Origin of the sequence: Pseudoalteromonas sp. SWN166 (assembly GCF_015864485.1) — a bacterium.
In the GTDB taxonomy this organism is placed as follows: domain Bacteria; phylum Pseudomonadota; class Gammaproteobacteria; order Enterobacterales; family Alteromonadaceae; genus Pseudoalteromonas.
Genome location: NZ_JADYXB010000056.1, coordinates 1 through 15613 on the forward strand (window position 1 = coordinate 1; position 15613 = coordinate 15613).

At 39.1% G+C, this 15613-nt stretch carries 13 protein-coding genes and 1 pseudogene; 5 read left to right on the forward strand and 9 right to left on the reverse strand.

Features of this window, described 5'->3' with window-relative positions:
* The first annotated feature begins 44 nt into the window (after positions 1-44).
* The 4 genes from I6F49_RS19145 to I6F49_RS19160 all read left to right on the forward strand — a co-directional run bounded on the left by I6F49_RS19145 (position 45) and on the right by I6F49_RS19160 (position 3346).
* The gene (locus I6F49_RS19145; RefSeq protein WP_007580429.1) at positions 45-254 is read left to right on the forward strand and encodes a cold-shock protein; all 210 of its coding nucleotides are present in this window, start codon (positions 45-47) and stop codon (positions 252-254) included.
* A 231-nt stretch (positions 255-485) separates the two neighbouring features.
* Positions 486-734, forward strand: coding sequence for a DUF3297 family protein (locus I6F49_RS19150; protein WP_002963088.1), 249 nt, complete (start codon positions 486-488; stop codon positions 732-734).
* A gap of 178 nt (positions 735-912) precedes the next feature.
* Positions 913-1818, forward strand: a complete 906-nt coding sequence (locus I6F49_RS19155; RefSeq protein WP_197181643.1) for a homocysteine S-methyltransferase family protein — start codon at positions 913-915, stop codon at positions 1816-1818.
* A complete protein-coding gene (locus I6F49_RS19160) occupies positions 1805-3346 on the forward strand; it encodes a BCCT family transporter (protein WP_165741819.1) in 1542 nt (513 codons plus the stop codon). The genes I6F49_RS19155 and I6F49_RS19160 overlap by 14 nt, the downstream gene beginning before the upstream one ends.
* Before the next feature lie 452 nt (positions 3347-3798).
* On the opposite strand, the gene I6F49_RS19165 is transcribed toward I6F49_RS19160, so the two are convergent.
* The 9 genes and pseudogenes from I6F49_RS19165 to I6F49_RS19205 all read right to left on the reverse strand — a co-directional run bounded on the left by I6F49_RS19165 (position 3799) and on the right by I6F49_RS19205 (position 14503).
* Positions 3799-4632: an alpha/beta hydrolase gene (locus I6F49_RS19165; protein ID WP_197181644.1), complete on the reverse strand. Its 834-nt coding sequence runs from the start codon at positions 4630-4632 to the stop codon at positions 3799-3801.
* A gap of 38 nt (positions 4633-4670) precedes the next feature.
* Entirely contained in the window at positions 4671-5576 is a 906-nt protein-coding gene (locus tag I6F49_RS19170; protein ID WP_197181645.1) for an NYN domain-containing protein, read from the reverse strand.
* 194 nt (positions 5577-5770) lie between these two features.
* Positions 5771-7078 carry a DEAD/DEAH box helicase gene (locus I6F49_RS19175; RefSeq protein WP_197177132.1) on the reverse strand — a complete coding sequence of 436 codons (1308 nt, stop codon included), beginning with the start codon at positions 7076-7078 and terminating at the stop codon, positions 5771-5773.
* Positions 7079-7394: 316 nt separating this feature from the next.
* Positions 7395-7799, reverse strand: coding sequence for a DUF6088 family protein (locus tag I6F49_RS19180; protein ID WP_197181646.1), 405 nt, complete (start codon positions 7797-7799; stop codon positions 7395-7397).
* A 213-nt stretch (positions 7800-8012) separates the two neighbouring features.
* Positions 8013-9098, reverse strand: coding sequence for a hypothetical protein (locus tag I6F49_RS19185; RefSeq protein WP_197181647.1), 1086 nt, complete (start codon positions 9096-9098; stop codon positions 8013-8015).
* 255 nt (positions 9099-9353) lie between these two features.
* Positions 9354-10389 (reverse strand): annotated as a pseudogene (locus I6F49_RS20595) (virulence RhuM family protein).
* Between the two features lie 191 nt (positions 10390-10580).
* Complete coding sequence (locus I6F49_RS19195; RefSeq protein WP_197181648.1) at positions 10581-11765, reverse strand: alpha/beta hydrolase-fold protein; 1185 nt, start codon at positions 11763-11765, stop codon at positions 10581-10583.
* Between the two features lie 112 nt (positions 11766-11877).
* Positions 11878-13698 (reverse strand): glutamine--fructose-6-phosphate transaminase (isomerizing), encoded by a 1821-nt coding sequence (gene glmS / locus I6F49_RS19200; RefSeq protein WP_197181649.1) that lies wholly within the window; start codon positions 13696-13698, stop codon positions 11878-11880.
* 40 nt (positions 13699-13738) lie between these two features.
* Positions 13739-14503: a DeoR/GlpR family DNA-binding transcription regulator gene (locus I6F49_RS19205; protein WP_166421745.1), complete on the reverse strand. Its 765-nt coding sequence runs from the start codon at positions 14501-14503 to the stop codon at positions 13739-13741.
* Between the two features lie 159 nt (positions 14504-14662).
* On the opposite strand from I6F49_RS19205, the gene I6F49_RS19210 reads away from it, so the two are divergent.
* A complete protein-coding gene (locus tag I6F49_RS19210; protein WP_197181650.1) occupies positions 14663-15190 on the forward strand; it encodes a sugar O-acetyltransferase in 528 nt (175 codons plus the stop codon).
* Positions 15191-15613: the final 423 nt, after the last annotated feature.

Sequence of the window (15613 nt, forward strand, 5' to 3'; positions counted from 1 at the left end):
CCTCTTTTCAGGCACACTTATATTAATTTTTTAGGATACATATTATGTCTAATACAACTACTGGTTCAGTAAAATGGTTTAACGAAGCAAAAGGTTTTGGTTTTATCGAACAAGAATCTGGCGCAGACGTTTTTGCACATTTTAGCGCAATCTCTGGCGACGGTTTCAAAACTCTAGCTGAAGGCCAACGTGTACAGTTTACTGTTACTCAAGGTCAAAAAGGCCCACAAGCCGAGAACATTGTTAGCATCTAATTGCTAAACAATTTAGTGGGTTAGAAATAACCCATTAATATATTTATCTTTATAATTTTTTAGTCAAATATCTTCAAAAACCCTTCTGTAAATATTTCCCCAGCACAATCTCATTTGTATACACAACTCATTAATTAGTACATTTTTAAACACATTTACTACTATCTCTCTTGAGCGAAAGCGTTGTATTGCCTACAATAGCGCATACTTCATTCAATATAGAATATGACCATGAACGACACTACCGCAAAACCTGCTTTACCAGATCGCCTTTCTATTAACCCACGCAGCCCACATCATGTGGAAGAAGTTTTTGAACACGATATTGGTATCACGTTCAACGGCAAAGAGCGTTTTGATGTTGAAGAATACTGCATCAGTGAAGGTTGGATAAAGTTTGCATCTCCAAAAGGGCTTGATCGTCGCGGACAACCACTTTTACTTACAAGAAAAGGTACTGTTGAAGCCTTTTATAAGTAAGCTAATCATACTTACTAAAAAGCGACTACCTAATGAGGTGTCGCTTTTTTTGTGCGTTTTTATAGCGTATTTAATAGGTTGAACTTTTTTCATGCTCAACCTGATGAAGTTTCATTATGATTTTTTAAAAAATATGTTTGAATAGCGCCATATTATTTAGACATATAGAAGTCCATAAGTGAAAAAGGTAACAATTTTAGATGGCGGCATGGGACGCGAACTTAAGCGCATTGGCGCTCCGTTCTCACAGCCACTTTGGAGTGCGCAAGCACTTATAGAAGCTCCTCATTTTGTAGCACAAGCTCACCAAGGTTTTATAGATGCCGGCGCCGAAATAATTACAGTTAACAGCTACGCTTGCGTGCCATTTCATTTAGGTGAAGAACGCTACCAAAACCAAGGCGCGTTACTCGCACAGCAAGCTGCTCTTATTGCTAAAAAAGCGGCAAAAAACGCTAAACAAAATGTATTAGTAGCAGGTTCATTACCACCTGCATTTGGTTCGTACCGCCCTGACTTATTTGAAAGTAAACGTGCTTTTACTATTTTAAATACCTTATACAATGCACAAAACCCCCATGTAGACCTTTGGCTTTGCGAAACAATATCGAGCATTGAAGAAGCGCACGTTATGGCAAGCGTACTTAAATGCTCAAATAAGCCATGTTATTACGCATTTACGTTAAATGATGAAGTAACTGAGCAGGCAACACTTCGCTCTGGTGAATATGTAAGTGACGCTATAGCAGCATTGCTTGAGCAACAAAGCATTGCAGGTGTTTTCTTTAATTGCTCTATACCTGAGGTTATTGAGCAAGCACTACGTGACACTAATAACGTATTAACTAGGCAAAATAAAAAAGTAGCGTTAGGTGCATTTGCTAACAGCTTTACTCCTATTTCAAGTTCTCACAAAGCAAATGAAGCAGTCCAAGGCTACCGTGATTTATCTCCTGGTGAGTATCTTGAGTTTGCAAAACAGTGGCATAGCCTTGGCGCTAATATTATTGGTGGTTGCTGCGGAATTAATCCAAGCCATATCGAAGCACTCGTGCAGTGGAGAAACTCCATTGAAAAACCTTAACTTTGAGCTGGCTATTCCTGCAATTACATTAGTAATTACCTTATTAGTTATCTCAACTTTATATCCTGAGCAATCACAATTATTAGCAAGCAGCGCCATGCATTTTGTAACTAGCTGGTTTGGTTGGTTAGTAGAACTTGTGAGCTTAGCTTTAGTTGGTTTTTTATTTTGGTTAGCTTTTTCAAAGTACGGATCTATTCGATTAGGTGAAGAAAAAAAAGAGCACTCTAACTTTTCGTACGGCGGTATGATTTTTACCGCAGGCGTAGGCGCTTCTCTTATATATTGGGGAATTGGCGAGCCGATGTATTATTTGCAATCGCCGCCACTTTTTGCCGAACCAAATAGCTACGCAGCAGCAGCTTGGTCTGTTACCTATTCTATTTTTCATTGGGGCGTGACTGGCTGGGCCATTTACTGCTTTCCGGCAATTCCGTTTGCGTACGCATTTTACGTACAAAAAAAGCGTACTTTAAGACTCTCAACCCTGTGTGAACCCGTAGTAGGCAATAACCCTATTATTGCTAAAACAATCGATTTACTTGCAATTTTTGGCACGCTTGCAGCCTTTGCAAGTTCGCTATCACTTACCGTATCGCTACTAAGTACAGGCGCTTCTGCGCTGTTGGGAATTAAAAATAGCTTATTACTCCAAGGCAGCATTATTTTATTGTTTGTTTTAATGCTTGTTGCTGTAATGTTTGTTGGCTTTAAAAAAGGTATTAGCAAAGTATCTGACTATACGGTGATAGCTGCAATATGCTTTGCCTTATTTGTATTACTTGCGGCTGACTCGCAGTTTATTTTAAATAACTTTACCGATTCAATAGGTGTCATGCTCGATAACTTTTTTAGAATGTCACTTTGGACCGACCCAGTTCAACAAAGCGGCTTTGCGCAATCGTGGACTCAATACTACTGGTTTTGGTATTACGCTTACTTAATTATGATGGGGCTTTTTATTACCCGTATTTCACGTGGGCGTACTATTAAAGAAGTTATTTTATACACTATTTCGATGGGTTCGTTCGGCTGTGCATTTTTTATATCAATTTTTGGGGGCTATGCAGTGTGGGCGCAGTTAGTTGGTGGCTTACCTGTTCAACAATGGATGAGCGAAGGCGGCTTAACGTTTGCAGTAGTGTCACTTATTCAAACTCTACCATCGGGTAATATTGGCTTAGTATTATTTTTAGTTATTCAGTTTTTCTTAATGCTAACGACTATGTCGAGCGCAAGTGTTGCCACGGCTATGTTAACAACTAATAAGCTGGAGCTAAATGGCGACCCCGATCATAAAGTTAAGCTTCTATGGGCTGGTGCAATTGCGCTAATTAGTTTTAGCGTATTTTTATGCGGTGGTGGAATAGATACCATTAAATCACTTTGCGTTGTAGCAGGCCTACCAATGATGTTTATTTACATGATTTTAGTAAAGCAATTAATGATGCAACTAAAGGGTGTAAACCAAGAAAAAGCACTTGAGCCGCACAAAAGTGTAAACGCAGAAACCATTAAAGCGAATTAAGCTAAATCTAGATTAATTACAGCATAGGCCTTACAAGATGTATAACTTTGTAAGGCCAATATTTTACTTTTAAATCAAGACAGCTGACCTACCTGTTCTACGACTTGTATATAATTTGAAAGATTTTTCTGCATACGGCAATTACGCTTTCGATTCGCTTCATACAACCCATCTTCTATATGATCTTTTAGGCTTTTTGCAGACGTCACCTGCGCACTTTGACTTGTATAAGTTGTATTAATTTTGGTATTTGGATCACAAATTATATGCATCGATTCTTGGATTTTATAATTAGTAACTCCATTAAAAATAACTGACGGTTCAAAATTATTAAGTTGAAACTCGTTAAATGTTTCGTTTTCCAGTGAAGCCGAAACATTTCTAATCCACAGGTTCTAAAGTAAGAATAGCTTTCAGGATGTCGGGTTAAGTAATATTTAACTAATGCTCTACTATTCTTTCCTAAGTATCCAATCTAAACCTTGGATCGCTGTTGTTGGAAACGCGGTTGCATGATTAGCACCGTCAATAACAACACTTATTAGTTCAATATTGTCACTGTTAAGTGCATTAATTTTTTGCGTTAGCTGCTTAGCACCTTCAACCATATTTTGCCCTTCGCCGAAAGCTGGCGTTTCCATAGATCCAACTGATATATATACCCTTATAGGTAATTTTGGTTTATTCACTTTTAATGCTAATAGTGCATTGTTATTAAACCAGACAGATGGGCTGCCAATAATATAATTGTTAAATAAATCAGGCATCGTAAATAAAATAGTCGCGCCAAATAAACCGCCTAACGAATGCCCCATGTAGGTTCTTTGTAAGTTACTGGCCCGATAGTTTTTTTCAATAAAAGGGAAAACTGTACTTTGTAAAAACTGAATATGCCCTTTGGCATTACCTGTTTGCTTTTTCCAACCTTTTGCAAAGGTAGGCGTGTAATCTCTAATTCGGCTGTTAGAGCCAGCGGACCCTTTTTCGTAGCCAATTGCTACAATAATAGCCTGTTGCATTTTGCCACTATTCATTGGAAACCGCGTAGCCCCCGCCACAATGGGAAACGTATACGGTGCATCGGTTACATAAATAACTGGATACGTTTTATTAGGCTGCTTTTGGTATGACTTAGGAAGCTGAATATACACAGGATACACCCGCTCGTTAACGGGCTCAGTGAGCTCAACCACGCTACTTCTAGGAATTTGATAAGGGGTATTTGCGCTTAATTTAAAACATATTAAAGTAGTAGAAAGTAATAATAGTTTTGATATTAAGTTCACATTTCACCCTTTATTTAAATATAAGTAGTTTTATGTAGCTAGTTATTAAATAGCTGAGTATATTTTTTTGCGTAACTTAGCACTATTCTTGCTGTTTCTTCATTATCGAGTAATAGAATTGGAGGATCTGTTAATGGCGGTAAATCATCAAAGTGAGGTGGTAACTTTTCCAACCAACGCCAGCATTTAGTTCTATTCGCTTCAACCTGTAATAAAGTTAATATTATTTCCTCAAGTATTTCGGGCTGACCAAACCAACCTATAGGTTTAGAAACTGGTTTTCTTCCTCCCTGGATAACACGTGGCAACTGCGACTGTTTTAGTTCTTCAATTAAAATATTCTTGCGTGTCCAGTCAGCATGTATATCTAGTTTTTCATTGGGGTAACGAACACTATCAGTAGTAGGGATCACTAAGCCTATCTTAACTTTATTTAGAGATTTTATTTTTTCTAAAGCCCTTTCTAAGTCTGTATCATTAGTAACAAACACAACTTGCTCAATTGAGTCATCCGTAAATACATCAAATAAAGCCTCAACCGCAATATTTACATCAGTTTGCTTTTCTTCAAGCTTCCAAATATCCACATACTCACATTCATTTGGGTGTTTTTTAGGTTCTTTTTCATCAATTTTAAATGCACGTGTTGGATTTACAGAGTAGTAACCTTTGATTATTTCTAGCTGACCATTTGAACTATTGAAAGTTAAAGCCCTGTGGTAAGCCTGCTGTTCAGCTAAAGAATCTTTTGACGTAGCTGCCTTTTCTACAATATTCGCAGTAAAAAACTTAACGCTTAAATTATTGCTAGTGTGGACTTCACTTGCAGAACTGGGAAGGATATAGTTATCAAATAATTTAAATATATCTAACCATTTATAAGGCGTTCGCTTAAGACATCCATAATATAAATTATATCCATCAATATATATTCGAGTCTTCAAAGTCGATCCTTAAATTTTAGCTACAAAAAAACCGACACTAAGGTCGGCTTTTTCTCCCTATATCCAGGAGACTCAATGCTACGCGTGGAAGTAGGGTTAGTTGTTAATAATGATCTTAGTCAAAATTGACCAATACGTCAACAACTGATTTTATCGCCAATTGTAAGTTTAGACAAAATAATAAATTATATTTCCTATTTAGAACGCCCCCTCCAACCACTCCATACATCATCTACATCATCGGCTTTATTTTTTTTCTTTTTCTTGCCTGTGCCTTCTGGTTTTGCCATTGGCTTTTCATTTTTAAGCGCCTCGGCAGCATCAAGATTAGCTTGGTTTACAGCAAAACCGGTTACTTCTTCACGTTCAAGACGTAGTTTGTTTTTCTTCTCGATTACTTTAAAGTGATGCAAGTCTTCATAGTCAACCAATGAAAGTGCTAAGCCTACTTCACCAGCACGGCCGCTTCGACCAATACGGTGCATATAATCAGCAGGACTGCGTGGTAGATTAAAGTTTATTACCACTGGCAGCTTTTCAATATCCAAACCACGTGCAGCAATGTCGGTTGCGATAAGTACTTCGATTTCGCCCGCTTTAAATTTTTCTATTACGCGAGTACGTTCACTTTGGCCTTTATCTCCATGGAATACTTGTGCGTTAACACCGCGTTTTTCAAGTTTACTGGCTAAGTGCTCACAGTCTTTTTTAGCATTTACAAAAATCAGTGCTTGGCGCCATTTATGTGTTTTAATTAAATGCGCTAAAACTGTGGTTTTTTCACCTTTGTTTACGGTAAACACACGCTGTACTAATGTGCTTTCGTCTTTGCTTTGAACTTGTATTTCAACAGGGTCGTTTAATAGATCTTGTGTTAATAGCTTAACTTGCTCAGGGAAAGTTGCTGAAAACAACATGGTTTGTTTTTTAGCAGGCATTAACGCTAATAACTCAGCAAGCTCTTCGGTAAAGCCAAGGCTTAGCATACGGTCGGCTTCATCAAGCACAAGCGTATTTAGTTTATCGAGCTTAATAGCATTGCTTGAGATTAAATCGAGTAAGCGACCTGGTGTTGCCACAATAATATCAGCACCGCCACGAAGAGCCTGCATTTGTGTGTTAACCGATACACCACCAAACACAGCAACCGTTTTAATTGCGCCATTAAAGTTAGCAGAATACGATTTAATGCTATCGGCCACTTGCGTAGCAAGCTCACGAGTAGGTACTAAAATAAGCCCCGTTACAAAGTTACCTTTGCTGGCTGTGCTTTTACTACCTTGTTCAACGAACATTTTTTGTAGCATAGGCAGCGCAAACGTTGCTGTTTTACCTGAGCCAGTATTTGCCCCTGCAATTAAATCACTGCCCGCAAGCACACTAGGTATAGCCTTAGCTTGAATTGGCGTAGGCTGGGTATATTCCAAATCGGTTAAACGAGCTAATAGCTCTGGAATAAGGCCAAGTTCGGTAAACGTGCTAGGGCTTGTGGCTGAGGTCATAAAAGTTGTGGGCTTATTGCTAAAAAAGTAGCCTGTAATTTTAGCGTATTTAACGCATATTAAGTAGGGGTTAGTGATTTAAATGTCTTTTAGGTAACCGCTGCGCGATTCGAGCCAGGTTACGAGCAGATTTGTGATATTTGTAGGCTCGGGTTCATCCCGCGCTCGAATAATTGTGTTTAGAGTAATCCTTTTATTCAAAGTACTTAAATGAATGAATTAAAGACTACCCAGTAATCTTTTTCTGGAATTGATGGATTACCTAAATCCAATACATCAGAGACCTCAAGAAACTGTTTTTTCAGTTTGGGTATTCTCATCTGCGATAACTCAATACCCTATTGCCAACTTTAAGATTCCGGTTGAATTGCTTAGAATCCCAGTTGTACTTAATAGACGCTGGTATTTGGGTAGATTTACCGTTAATACTCCTCAATGACATGGCATCCATCTCAAAGTCTACACCGCGCAACTTTAAAATTTCACGCATGATCGCGTCAGTGCCTCCAGGGCTTGTTGGCATCGGCCTGTTAGTAAGGCTATTAATTGTTGCTTTAGTATATAAGCCATACCCAATTTTCATCAGTACACCTGTATCTACTAATTGCTTTAACACACGACCAACCTGATCGTAGCTTGCATAATTGTCGAAATCTTTACGTTCAAATACATAGCGGCGAGAACGCTTTATTTTTTGATAAATACGGTCAGTTGCAGTCATGGCTAATTCTCCTACGTAATGATTTTTTAGTATAACTTAAACCCACCGCTGTTTAAAAATAATACGGCATAAATAAGATCATCAGAACTGACATAAACTCAACATTACAATCGACCTAATTATTTATAAAACCTTAGCAAGTAACGTAATAATGATATTTGTAGTTACAATATCTAAATTAACTATCTCCCTACAAAACTAGGAGATAAAAAATTAAAGTAATTGGGCTGATTTAAACCGACTCTTTAGCGCTGAACGGTTTGAATAACGTGCCAACAACTCATTTGTTTTCACTTTAAATTCAGCGCTCTGATGCTGCATTTGAGCTAAGTCAGACAAATCGACTAATATCATAATCGCTTGGTCATAGGGCTTGGCTTGCTTTTGCTCTATCAACTCCACCACTGTTTGCCAAAGCTGCGTTTGTTTCGGTATAAGAGAAGTAAGATGTGCCAAGCGCTCTTGCTGCTTAGCTTCAGCTATCGCTGCTAAGCGCTGCGATTTTATTTGCTCCGCTTGCTTTAATAAGGAACTCACGGTTACTGGATCAGAAGATGCTACTTCATCGGTATTGAGCGTCAAACGCTGGGTGAGTTTTTCTACCAGTAATGGTTCTGCGTCTAACAATCGTTGCAACCAGTCAGTGCTCTCTTGTGCTGATAAACTACCCAAGGCCATTAACTTAGGCGCACCTGAAAACTCAGGGCTATATTTAGCAACAGCAGTGATCAAGTCTCTCTCTAATTCAAATAAGCCAGCCAATGCTTGCAATGATGGCTCTAGAGAGTTAAAACCAGCAGGTATTATCATGCTAGCAGCAACATCACTTTCATTTTGCCACTGCACGGCTTTTAGCCATGCCAAATACAACGGGCGATAATCACCATTTAGCAACATAGCGCGGATGCCTGCAATTTCAGCCAGCTCGCATCTATCTTCAATCCAACACCCCCCACCTTCATCATCAAAACTAATATCAAGCACAATTGAATCTTGCTCTTCGTACACACTAATCAAATCAGCAATGCAAAATACCCGTAATTTATCTACATCCACTAACCCTGCGGGTAACCGAATTAATAGCTGCACAGTTCCCCAATGAGCTTGGTAAAGCGCCAAATCAAAACCATACAACAACACTGTGTTTATATCTTCGGGAAAGTCACTATAGTGATATTGATATTGCGTTCTATAATCAGTGACTTGCGCCCGTGAAGATAAATCATGCATGTACTGTTTTTGTTGATGCGTCAAAGGGGTATCAATGGCTTGAAATTGATATAGCTGGTATTCACTCATAGCAAAAATCGCAAAAATAATAATGCATCGAGGCTAACTATAAATGCTTTTTAAGGCAAATATATTAGCCTCATATACCTGAATAATAATTAGCCTTGGCTGGTATGAAGGAAATTGAAAATCAGATTCCCCAAACGTACTTTTATCTTCCATAGTTCTGATACTTAGCGTGCTTTGTAACTCAGGCTATTTCGATAAAAAGTTAAAGTTCGACATCCTTTATTAGAAATAGTGAAATTTATCTGCTAATTGCTACTATTGCTTTTTCTTTATGGCGCGCAAAGCGGCGATACTGTCTTGTAGCCCTTGTTCTTCTTTTAAAGCACGGCGCTTTACTTCATAGTTTTCATAAGCCTGTTTAGCTTTAATATCTGCCTGCTGTTTCGAAATACGCCCTTTGCCTTGCAATACATCTCGATCATTAAATTCAAGAAAGCTATCGAGCTTTTCATCCCAATCATTTAAAAACACTTGCTTACGACGTAGTGCTTGATCTTCAGCAAAATCAAACCACATAGTAACAATTCTATTTAACTCGCTCACTTCTTCTTGGGTCAAATAATTTTAGCTATGGTTACATCACCTTTACGTACTTCATCACCTTTAAAAACGGTTAATCCTGCATTGTGTTTATCGGCATCTACGCGTGTAACAATAAGCTCAGCTGCGGTCATACCGGTTGTGGCATAGTGTAATTTGTTTTGAATACTTTGAAAAAATGTGTTGTTTCTTTATTTCTGGGCTCGTAATCTGCAGCCATCGAAAATATCTCACGCACCCGTAAATACACTCTACGTTCACTGGTGCGAATATCACGAATGCGTTCAAGCATTTCATCAAAATAGTCTGGCACTAAGGAGTTATCAACGGCTGGGTTCTTTAACCTTTCATCGTCCATTGCAAACCCTTTAATAAGATACTCTTGCAAGGTTTGCGTGGCCCAGCGTCTAAATTGGTTACCTCTATTTGACCTAACTCGGTAACCAATGGCAATAATCATAGCAAGGTTATAGTGCAGCTTGTTGCGCTCCACAGATCGACCGCCTTCCATTTGAACTTGTAAGTAATGCTTACAAGTTAAATTTTGTTCAAGTTCGCCTTCATCAAAAATAGCTTTAATATGCTGAGTAATAGCCTGAGGTGTTACTTGATACAGCTCTGAAATTGAAGCTTGTGTTAACCACAAGGTATCTGATTCAAAACGACACTCAACCCTTGCTTTACCATCTTCAGAGGTAAAAAAAAGAAACTCACCATTCGGCGCTTTTTCATCCGATATTAATTCAGTCATTTTTTATCCGTTATGTTCAGTTAAATATCCACCACTAATAGCTTGCTTTGTAATTATAAATAATCAAATTACGCACTCATATTTTCTTCAACTACTGCATTAGCGTTTACTTTGCGAATAACACCAAACAGTTCTACTACCTTATCTTCATCAAAAAATCCGTATGCGTTCTCGCCATGTTGACAATATTATTAGCTCTTACTCAGTTCTGCTTGCAACCTAGCTTTTGTTTCTTTTAAGTAATTTATATAAGGGTATGAGTCGTCTGCAATCGCTAAAGCAGATTCCATATATTCAAGCGCTTGACGGGTATCGCCTTGCATTTCATAGCCGTAAGATAGAGCAGAAAGCGCATCGACTGATTTTGGATAGTTTTTTATATTGTATTTAAACACTTCAATAGCACGGTTAAATTGCTTGCTGCCCGTTAGGTTATAACCTAGTGATCTAACAGCGCGATCTGGTGGCGATATTTGCTCACCCCACTGCTGAGATAAGTTTTGGTAATAAGCATCAATAGAGGCTACATCATCAGTTAAAGCGTTCATTGGCATTTGTTTAGGTGAAAATAAGTTGTGATAGGCATTAAATATCCCAGCTACTGAAGTCAGGTTATGCGACACACCATCAAACGCGTCACTGAAAAAACGTAACCCTCGCACTTTATGCGATTGCAGTGATTGCTTTAGTTCATCGTACCTTTCACGCATTATGCCGGCTTCTTCGCCAATATTGATGTAAACGTAGCTGTTAAGCTCTTTCGTTTTAGCTATAAACGATTTTGTATTTTTTACCGGTGCGCCATAGTTCCACCAAACGGCAGGGCTGTAAGCAATATGCGCTTGGAAAAGCTCAGGGTTAGCTTGCATAGTATAAAGTGCAAACACGCCTGCTGCTGAGCCCCCTGCAATCACATTAAAGTTATGCGTACGATAGCTTTTATTAATCAAGGGCATAAGTTCTTGCTCAATAAATGCTAAAAACTTTGCTGCGCCTCCGCCTTCACCTACCGGGCCTTGTGGCTCTTTATTAACTGTGGGGTATAAATCCCTTAAGCGATTAGTGTTTTCAATAGCGACAATAATAACCTCAGGCGCACGATTATTATTTTGCAGTCGATCCATTACAGCACTTATAAGCGGTATGTTACCCGCACCATCTAGGCGATAAATTACAGGATAAACTTTGTTTGGATTAGCTTGGTAACTCTTTGGAAGTTGAACTACAACGGTACGTAGCTCATTTAAAATTACTGAATTGATAGTATGTGTTTGTTGTGTATAGCTAATGGTTTGCTGTTTTAAATCAGGCTCAGCTAGTGTGTTATTAGAAACTATAAATAAGCTACATATAAAAATAGCAGTGAATAAACGCATAGCTAATCCTTTAGAAAATAGTGTCTTATTTAATCTAACAGGCTTTGAGGTACAAAAAAAGGCGCATTGAGCGCCTTTTTATCTTTAACAGGTAATTACCAACCTATTGATTTTACTCAACCGTAACCGATTTAGCTAAGTTACGTGGTTGGTCAACGTCAGTGCCTTTAATTACCGCTACGTAGTACGACAGTAACTGTAATGGCAGTGTGTAAACAATTGGCGCAATAATGTCGTCAGTGTGGTTTACGTTGATTACACGCATTGTGTCGTCTGACTCAAAGTGTGAGTCTTTATCTGCGAATACGTAAATAATGCCGCCACGTGCGCGTACTTCTTCTACGTTTGATTTAAGTTTTTCTAGCAATTCGTTATTTGGTGCTACAACAATAATTGGCATGTCGGCATCAATAAGTGCTAATGGGCCGTGTTTTAGCTCGCCCGCTGCGTAAGCTTCTGCGTGAATGTACGAAATCTCTTTAAGTTTAAGCGCACCTTCCATTGCAATTGGGTATTGCGAGCCACGACCTAAAAACAATGAGTGGTGCTTATCAGCAAACTCTTCTGCAAGATCTGCAATACCATCAGCGAGTAATAATGTTTCTTCTAACTTAGCTGGAAGTACTTTAATTGCATTTACAATTGCGCTTTGATCAAGGCCTTTTTCTTGCGCTATAGACGCAGTAAGCATTAACAAACCAACTAACTGCGTTGTGAATGCTTTAGTAGATGCCACGCCTATTTCAGCGCCTGCTTTAGTCATAAAGGCAAGGTCTGATTCGCGTACAAGCGATGAACCAGGTACGTTACAAATAGTCATTGAGGCCATGTAACCTTGCTCTTTAGCTAGGCGTAATGCAGCTAGCGTATCGGCAGTTTCACCCGATTGAGAAATAGTGACAAGTAAGCTATTTTCATGAACAAACGACTGACGGTATCTAAATTCAGAAGCTATTTCTACATTACAGCTAACGCCTGCAAACTGCTCAAGCCAGTAACGTGCAACCATACCTGAATGGTAAGACGTACCACAGGCAATAATTTGCACATGTTTTACATCTTTAAATATTTGCTGAGCGCTTTCGCCAAAGGCATCAATTGCTACTCGGTCGTCGTTTAAACGCCCTTCAAGAGTATTACGTACAGCAAGTGGCTGCTCGTAAATTTCCTTTAGCATGTAGTGACGGTAATCGCCTTTGCCTGATGCATCTTGCGTAATGTTTGATTCAATCACTTCACGCTCAACTGCATTACCGTCTGCATCAAAAATTTCTACTGTGTCACGTGTAATACGTGCTACGTCGCCTTCTTCTAAAAAGATGAAGCTACGAGTAACAGGTAGTAATGCTAACTGATCAGACGCAATAAAGTTTTCGCCAAGGCCTAAACCAATAACAAGAGGGCTACCTGAGCGCGCTACAATAATTTCGTTGTCGTTATCTTTATCAAATACAACGGTACCAAATGCGCCTTCAAACTGTTTAACAGCTGCTTGTACTGATGCAAGTAACGTTGTGTGTTGCTTACGAAGTTGATGAATTAAATGCACCATTACTTCTGTATCAGTGTCTGATAAAAATTCGTAACCATCAGCTTTTAATGCTGCACGAAGCGTAGCGTGGTTTTCAATAATACCATTGTGAACAAGTGCTAACTGGTTGTTTGATACATGTGGGTGAGCATTAGCTTCAGTTACGCTACCGTGTGTTGCCCAGCGTGTGTGTGCAATGCCTGTATGACCGCTAACGCCTGCTTTTTCTAGCGCAGCTTCTACGTTAACTACTTTACCTACTGCTTTAACAGTATTAAGTGTGTTGCCATCAAGCAAGGCTACGCCTGCTGAGTCATAACCACGGTATTCAAGACGCTTAAGGCCTTCAACTAAAATTTTGTTTACTGGACGTTCTGCAACTGCCCCAACTATTCCACACATAGTGTCTCCATTAATTTTTTAAATACTTGCTACTGAGTAGCTATTGTATAATCTCTGCGCAAATTAGTTTTACACCACACGCCTCAATCGCTTTGCGTTTATCGTCTGCTAAGCCATTGTCGGTTATTAATGTGGTTACTATTTTCCACGGTAATTCTAAATTTGGTATTTTTCGGCCAATCTTGTCAGATTCAACCATTACTATTACTTCACGGGCAGCTTTTGCCATAACCTGGCTTAAGCCTACTAACTCATTAAAGGTTGTAGTGCCACGCTTTACATCTATACCGTCAGCACCAATGAAAAGCTGATCAAAGTCGTAAGAACATAATACATTTTCGGCAACTTGCCCCTGAAATGACTCAGAATGTGGATCCCACGTTCCGCCGGTCATTAAAAGTGTCGGCTCGTTCTCAAGTGCTAATAAACGACTAGCGACTTTAATCGCATTAGTCATAACAACGAGCCCACGTTTATTGGCAAGTTCAGGGATCATCGCTGCTGTAGTGCGTCCGCTATCAATAATAATGCGGTTATGATCGTTTATAAGTGAGGCTGCCGCTTTTGCTATTGCTACTTTGCGCTTTGAATCTACTTCATCGCTAACAATTTCTTTGGGTAGTGCAATAGCACCACCGTAGCGGCGAAGTAATAAGCCACTTTTTTCAAGCGAGGTTAAATCTTTTCGAATGGTTACTTCTGATGTTTGAAACTGTTCAGCTAGCTTTTCAACAACTACTTCACCTAGTTCATTAACCTGAACCAGTATATTGTGACGACGCTGTTGTGTGTTTCGTTTAGTCATAAAGCTCGTGAATTAAGTTTCGTTTCGAAAGTTATGCGATTTTAAACGAAACAACCTAAATGGCAAGTGAACGAGCAAAAAAAACACAGTTTTATTCTAATAATAATAAAACTAAAAATACGGTAAGCTATAACCAATTAAGTTATAAAGATAAATACAATGCAGTCATTTAACAGTATCAGTAAAGAATACTTAGCACAGCGAAAGCAAGCTGGTGAAACTTGCCGTTTATTCAATAAGAGCCCAAGCAAAGGGAACTTAAAACGTATCAAGGAGTTATTTTTAAAGTCGGGTGATGGTGTAATTATAGAATCAGGCTTTCATTGCGATTACGGTAATCAAATAGTTATTGGTGATCGTACTTTTATGAATATTAATTGCACACTCCTCGACTCACCATTAGCCAATAACTCAATTACTATCGGTGATGACTGCTTAATAGGACCGAACGTTCAGCTACTTGCTGTGTCACATGCTACTAATCCAGCAGAGAGGCTTAATAAGGAAAACTTTGCAGCACCTATCGCGTTAGGCAATAACGTATGGATTGGCGCGGCTGTAGTTATTTTAGCGGGTGTAAGTATTGGTGAAAATAGTATTGTGGGTGCGGGATCTGTTGTAACTAAAAATGTAATGCCTAATACCGTAGTAGCCGGTAACCCAGCTCGTGAAATAAAAACACTATAGTTATTATCGATGTATTTTTAACGTCGGGAGTCGCTACGCTCGCCCGACCTACGTGCTAGGTGTTGAATGAGTGTGCATTAATTACGCACATTTTACTTTTCTGCAGACGTAAAAAGCCCGAATCGTTAGATCCGGGCTTTCTACAATATGAGGTCGGTGCGCTACGCAGTAGGATGTCGGAGTGCCTACAGCGGTAGAAAGTCACAGTGAAATTCTACACTATCTTTATGTCGGGAGTCGTTATGCTCGCCCGACCTACGTGATGGATGTTGGATGAGTGTATATTAATTGTGCTATTTTTGCTTTTCTGCAGACGTAAAAAAGCCCGAATCGTTAAATTCGGGCTTTCTACAATTTGAAGCCTGGTAATGTCCTACTTTCACATAGCAAATGCTACACTATCATCGGCGCTGTTTCGTTTCA

Bases quoted from the DNA above. Each gene is read 5' to 3' on its own strand.
- I6F49_RS19145 (WP_007580429.1), top strand. From the start codon at position 45: ATGTCTAATACAACTACTGGTTCAGTAAAATGGTTTAACGAAGCAAAA.
- I6F49_RS19150 (WP_002963088.1), top strand. From the start codon at position 486: ATGAACGACACTACCGCAAAACCTGCTTTACCAGATCGCCTTTCTATT.
- I6F49_RS19175 (WP_197177132.1), bottom strand. From the start codon at position 7,078: ATGACCTCAGCCACAAGCCCTAGCACGTTTACCGAACTTGGCCTTATT.
- I6F49_RS19180 (WP_197181646.1), bottom strand. From the start codon at position 7,799: ATGACTGCAACTGACCGTATTTATCAAAAAATAAAGCGTTCTCGCCGC.
- I6F49_RS19185 (WP_197181647.1), bottom strand. From the start codon at position 9,098: ATGAGTGAATACCAGCTATATCAATTTCAAGCCATTGATACCCCTTTG.
- I6F49_RS19195 (WP_197181648.1), bottom strand. From the start codon at position 11,765: ATGCGTTTATTCACTGCTATTTTTATATGTAGCTTATTTATAGTTTCT.
- glmS (WP_197181649.1), bottom strand. From the start codon at position 13,698: ATGTGTGGAATAGTTGGGGCAGTTGCAGAACGTCCAGTAAACAAAATT.
- I6F49_RS19205 (WP_166421745.1), bottom strand. From the start codon at position 14,503: ATGACTAAACGAAACACACAACAGCGTCGTCACAATATACTGGTTCAG.
- I6F49_RS19210 (WP_197181650.1), top strand. From the start codon at position 14,663: ATGCAGTCATTTAACAGTATCAGTAAAGAATACTTAGCACAGCGAAAG.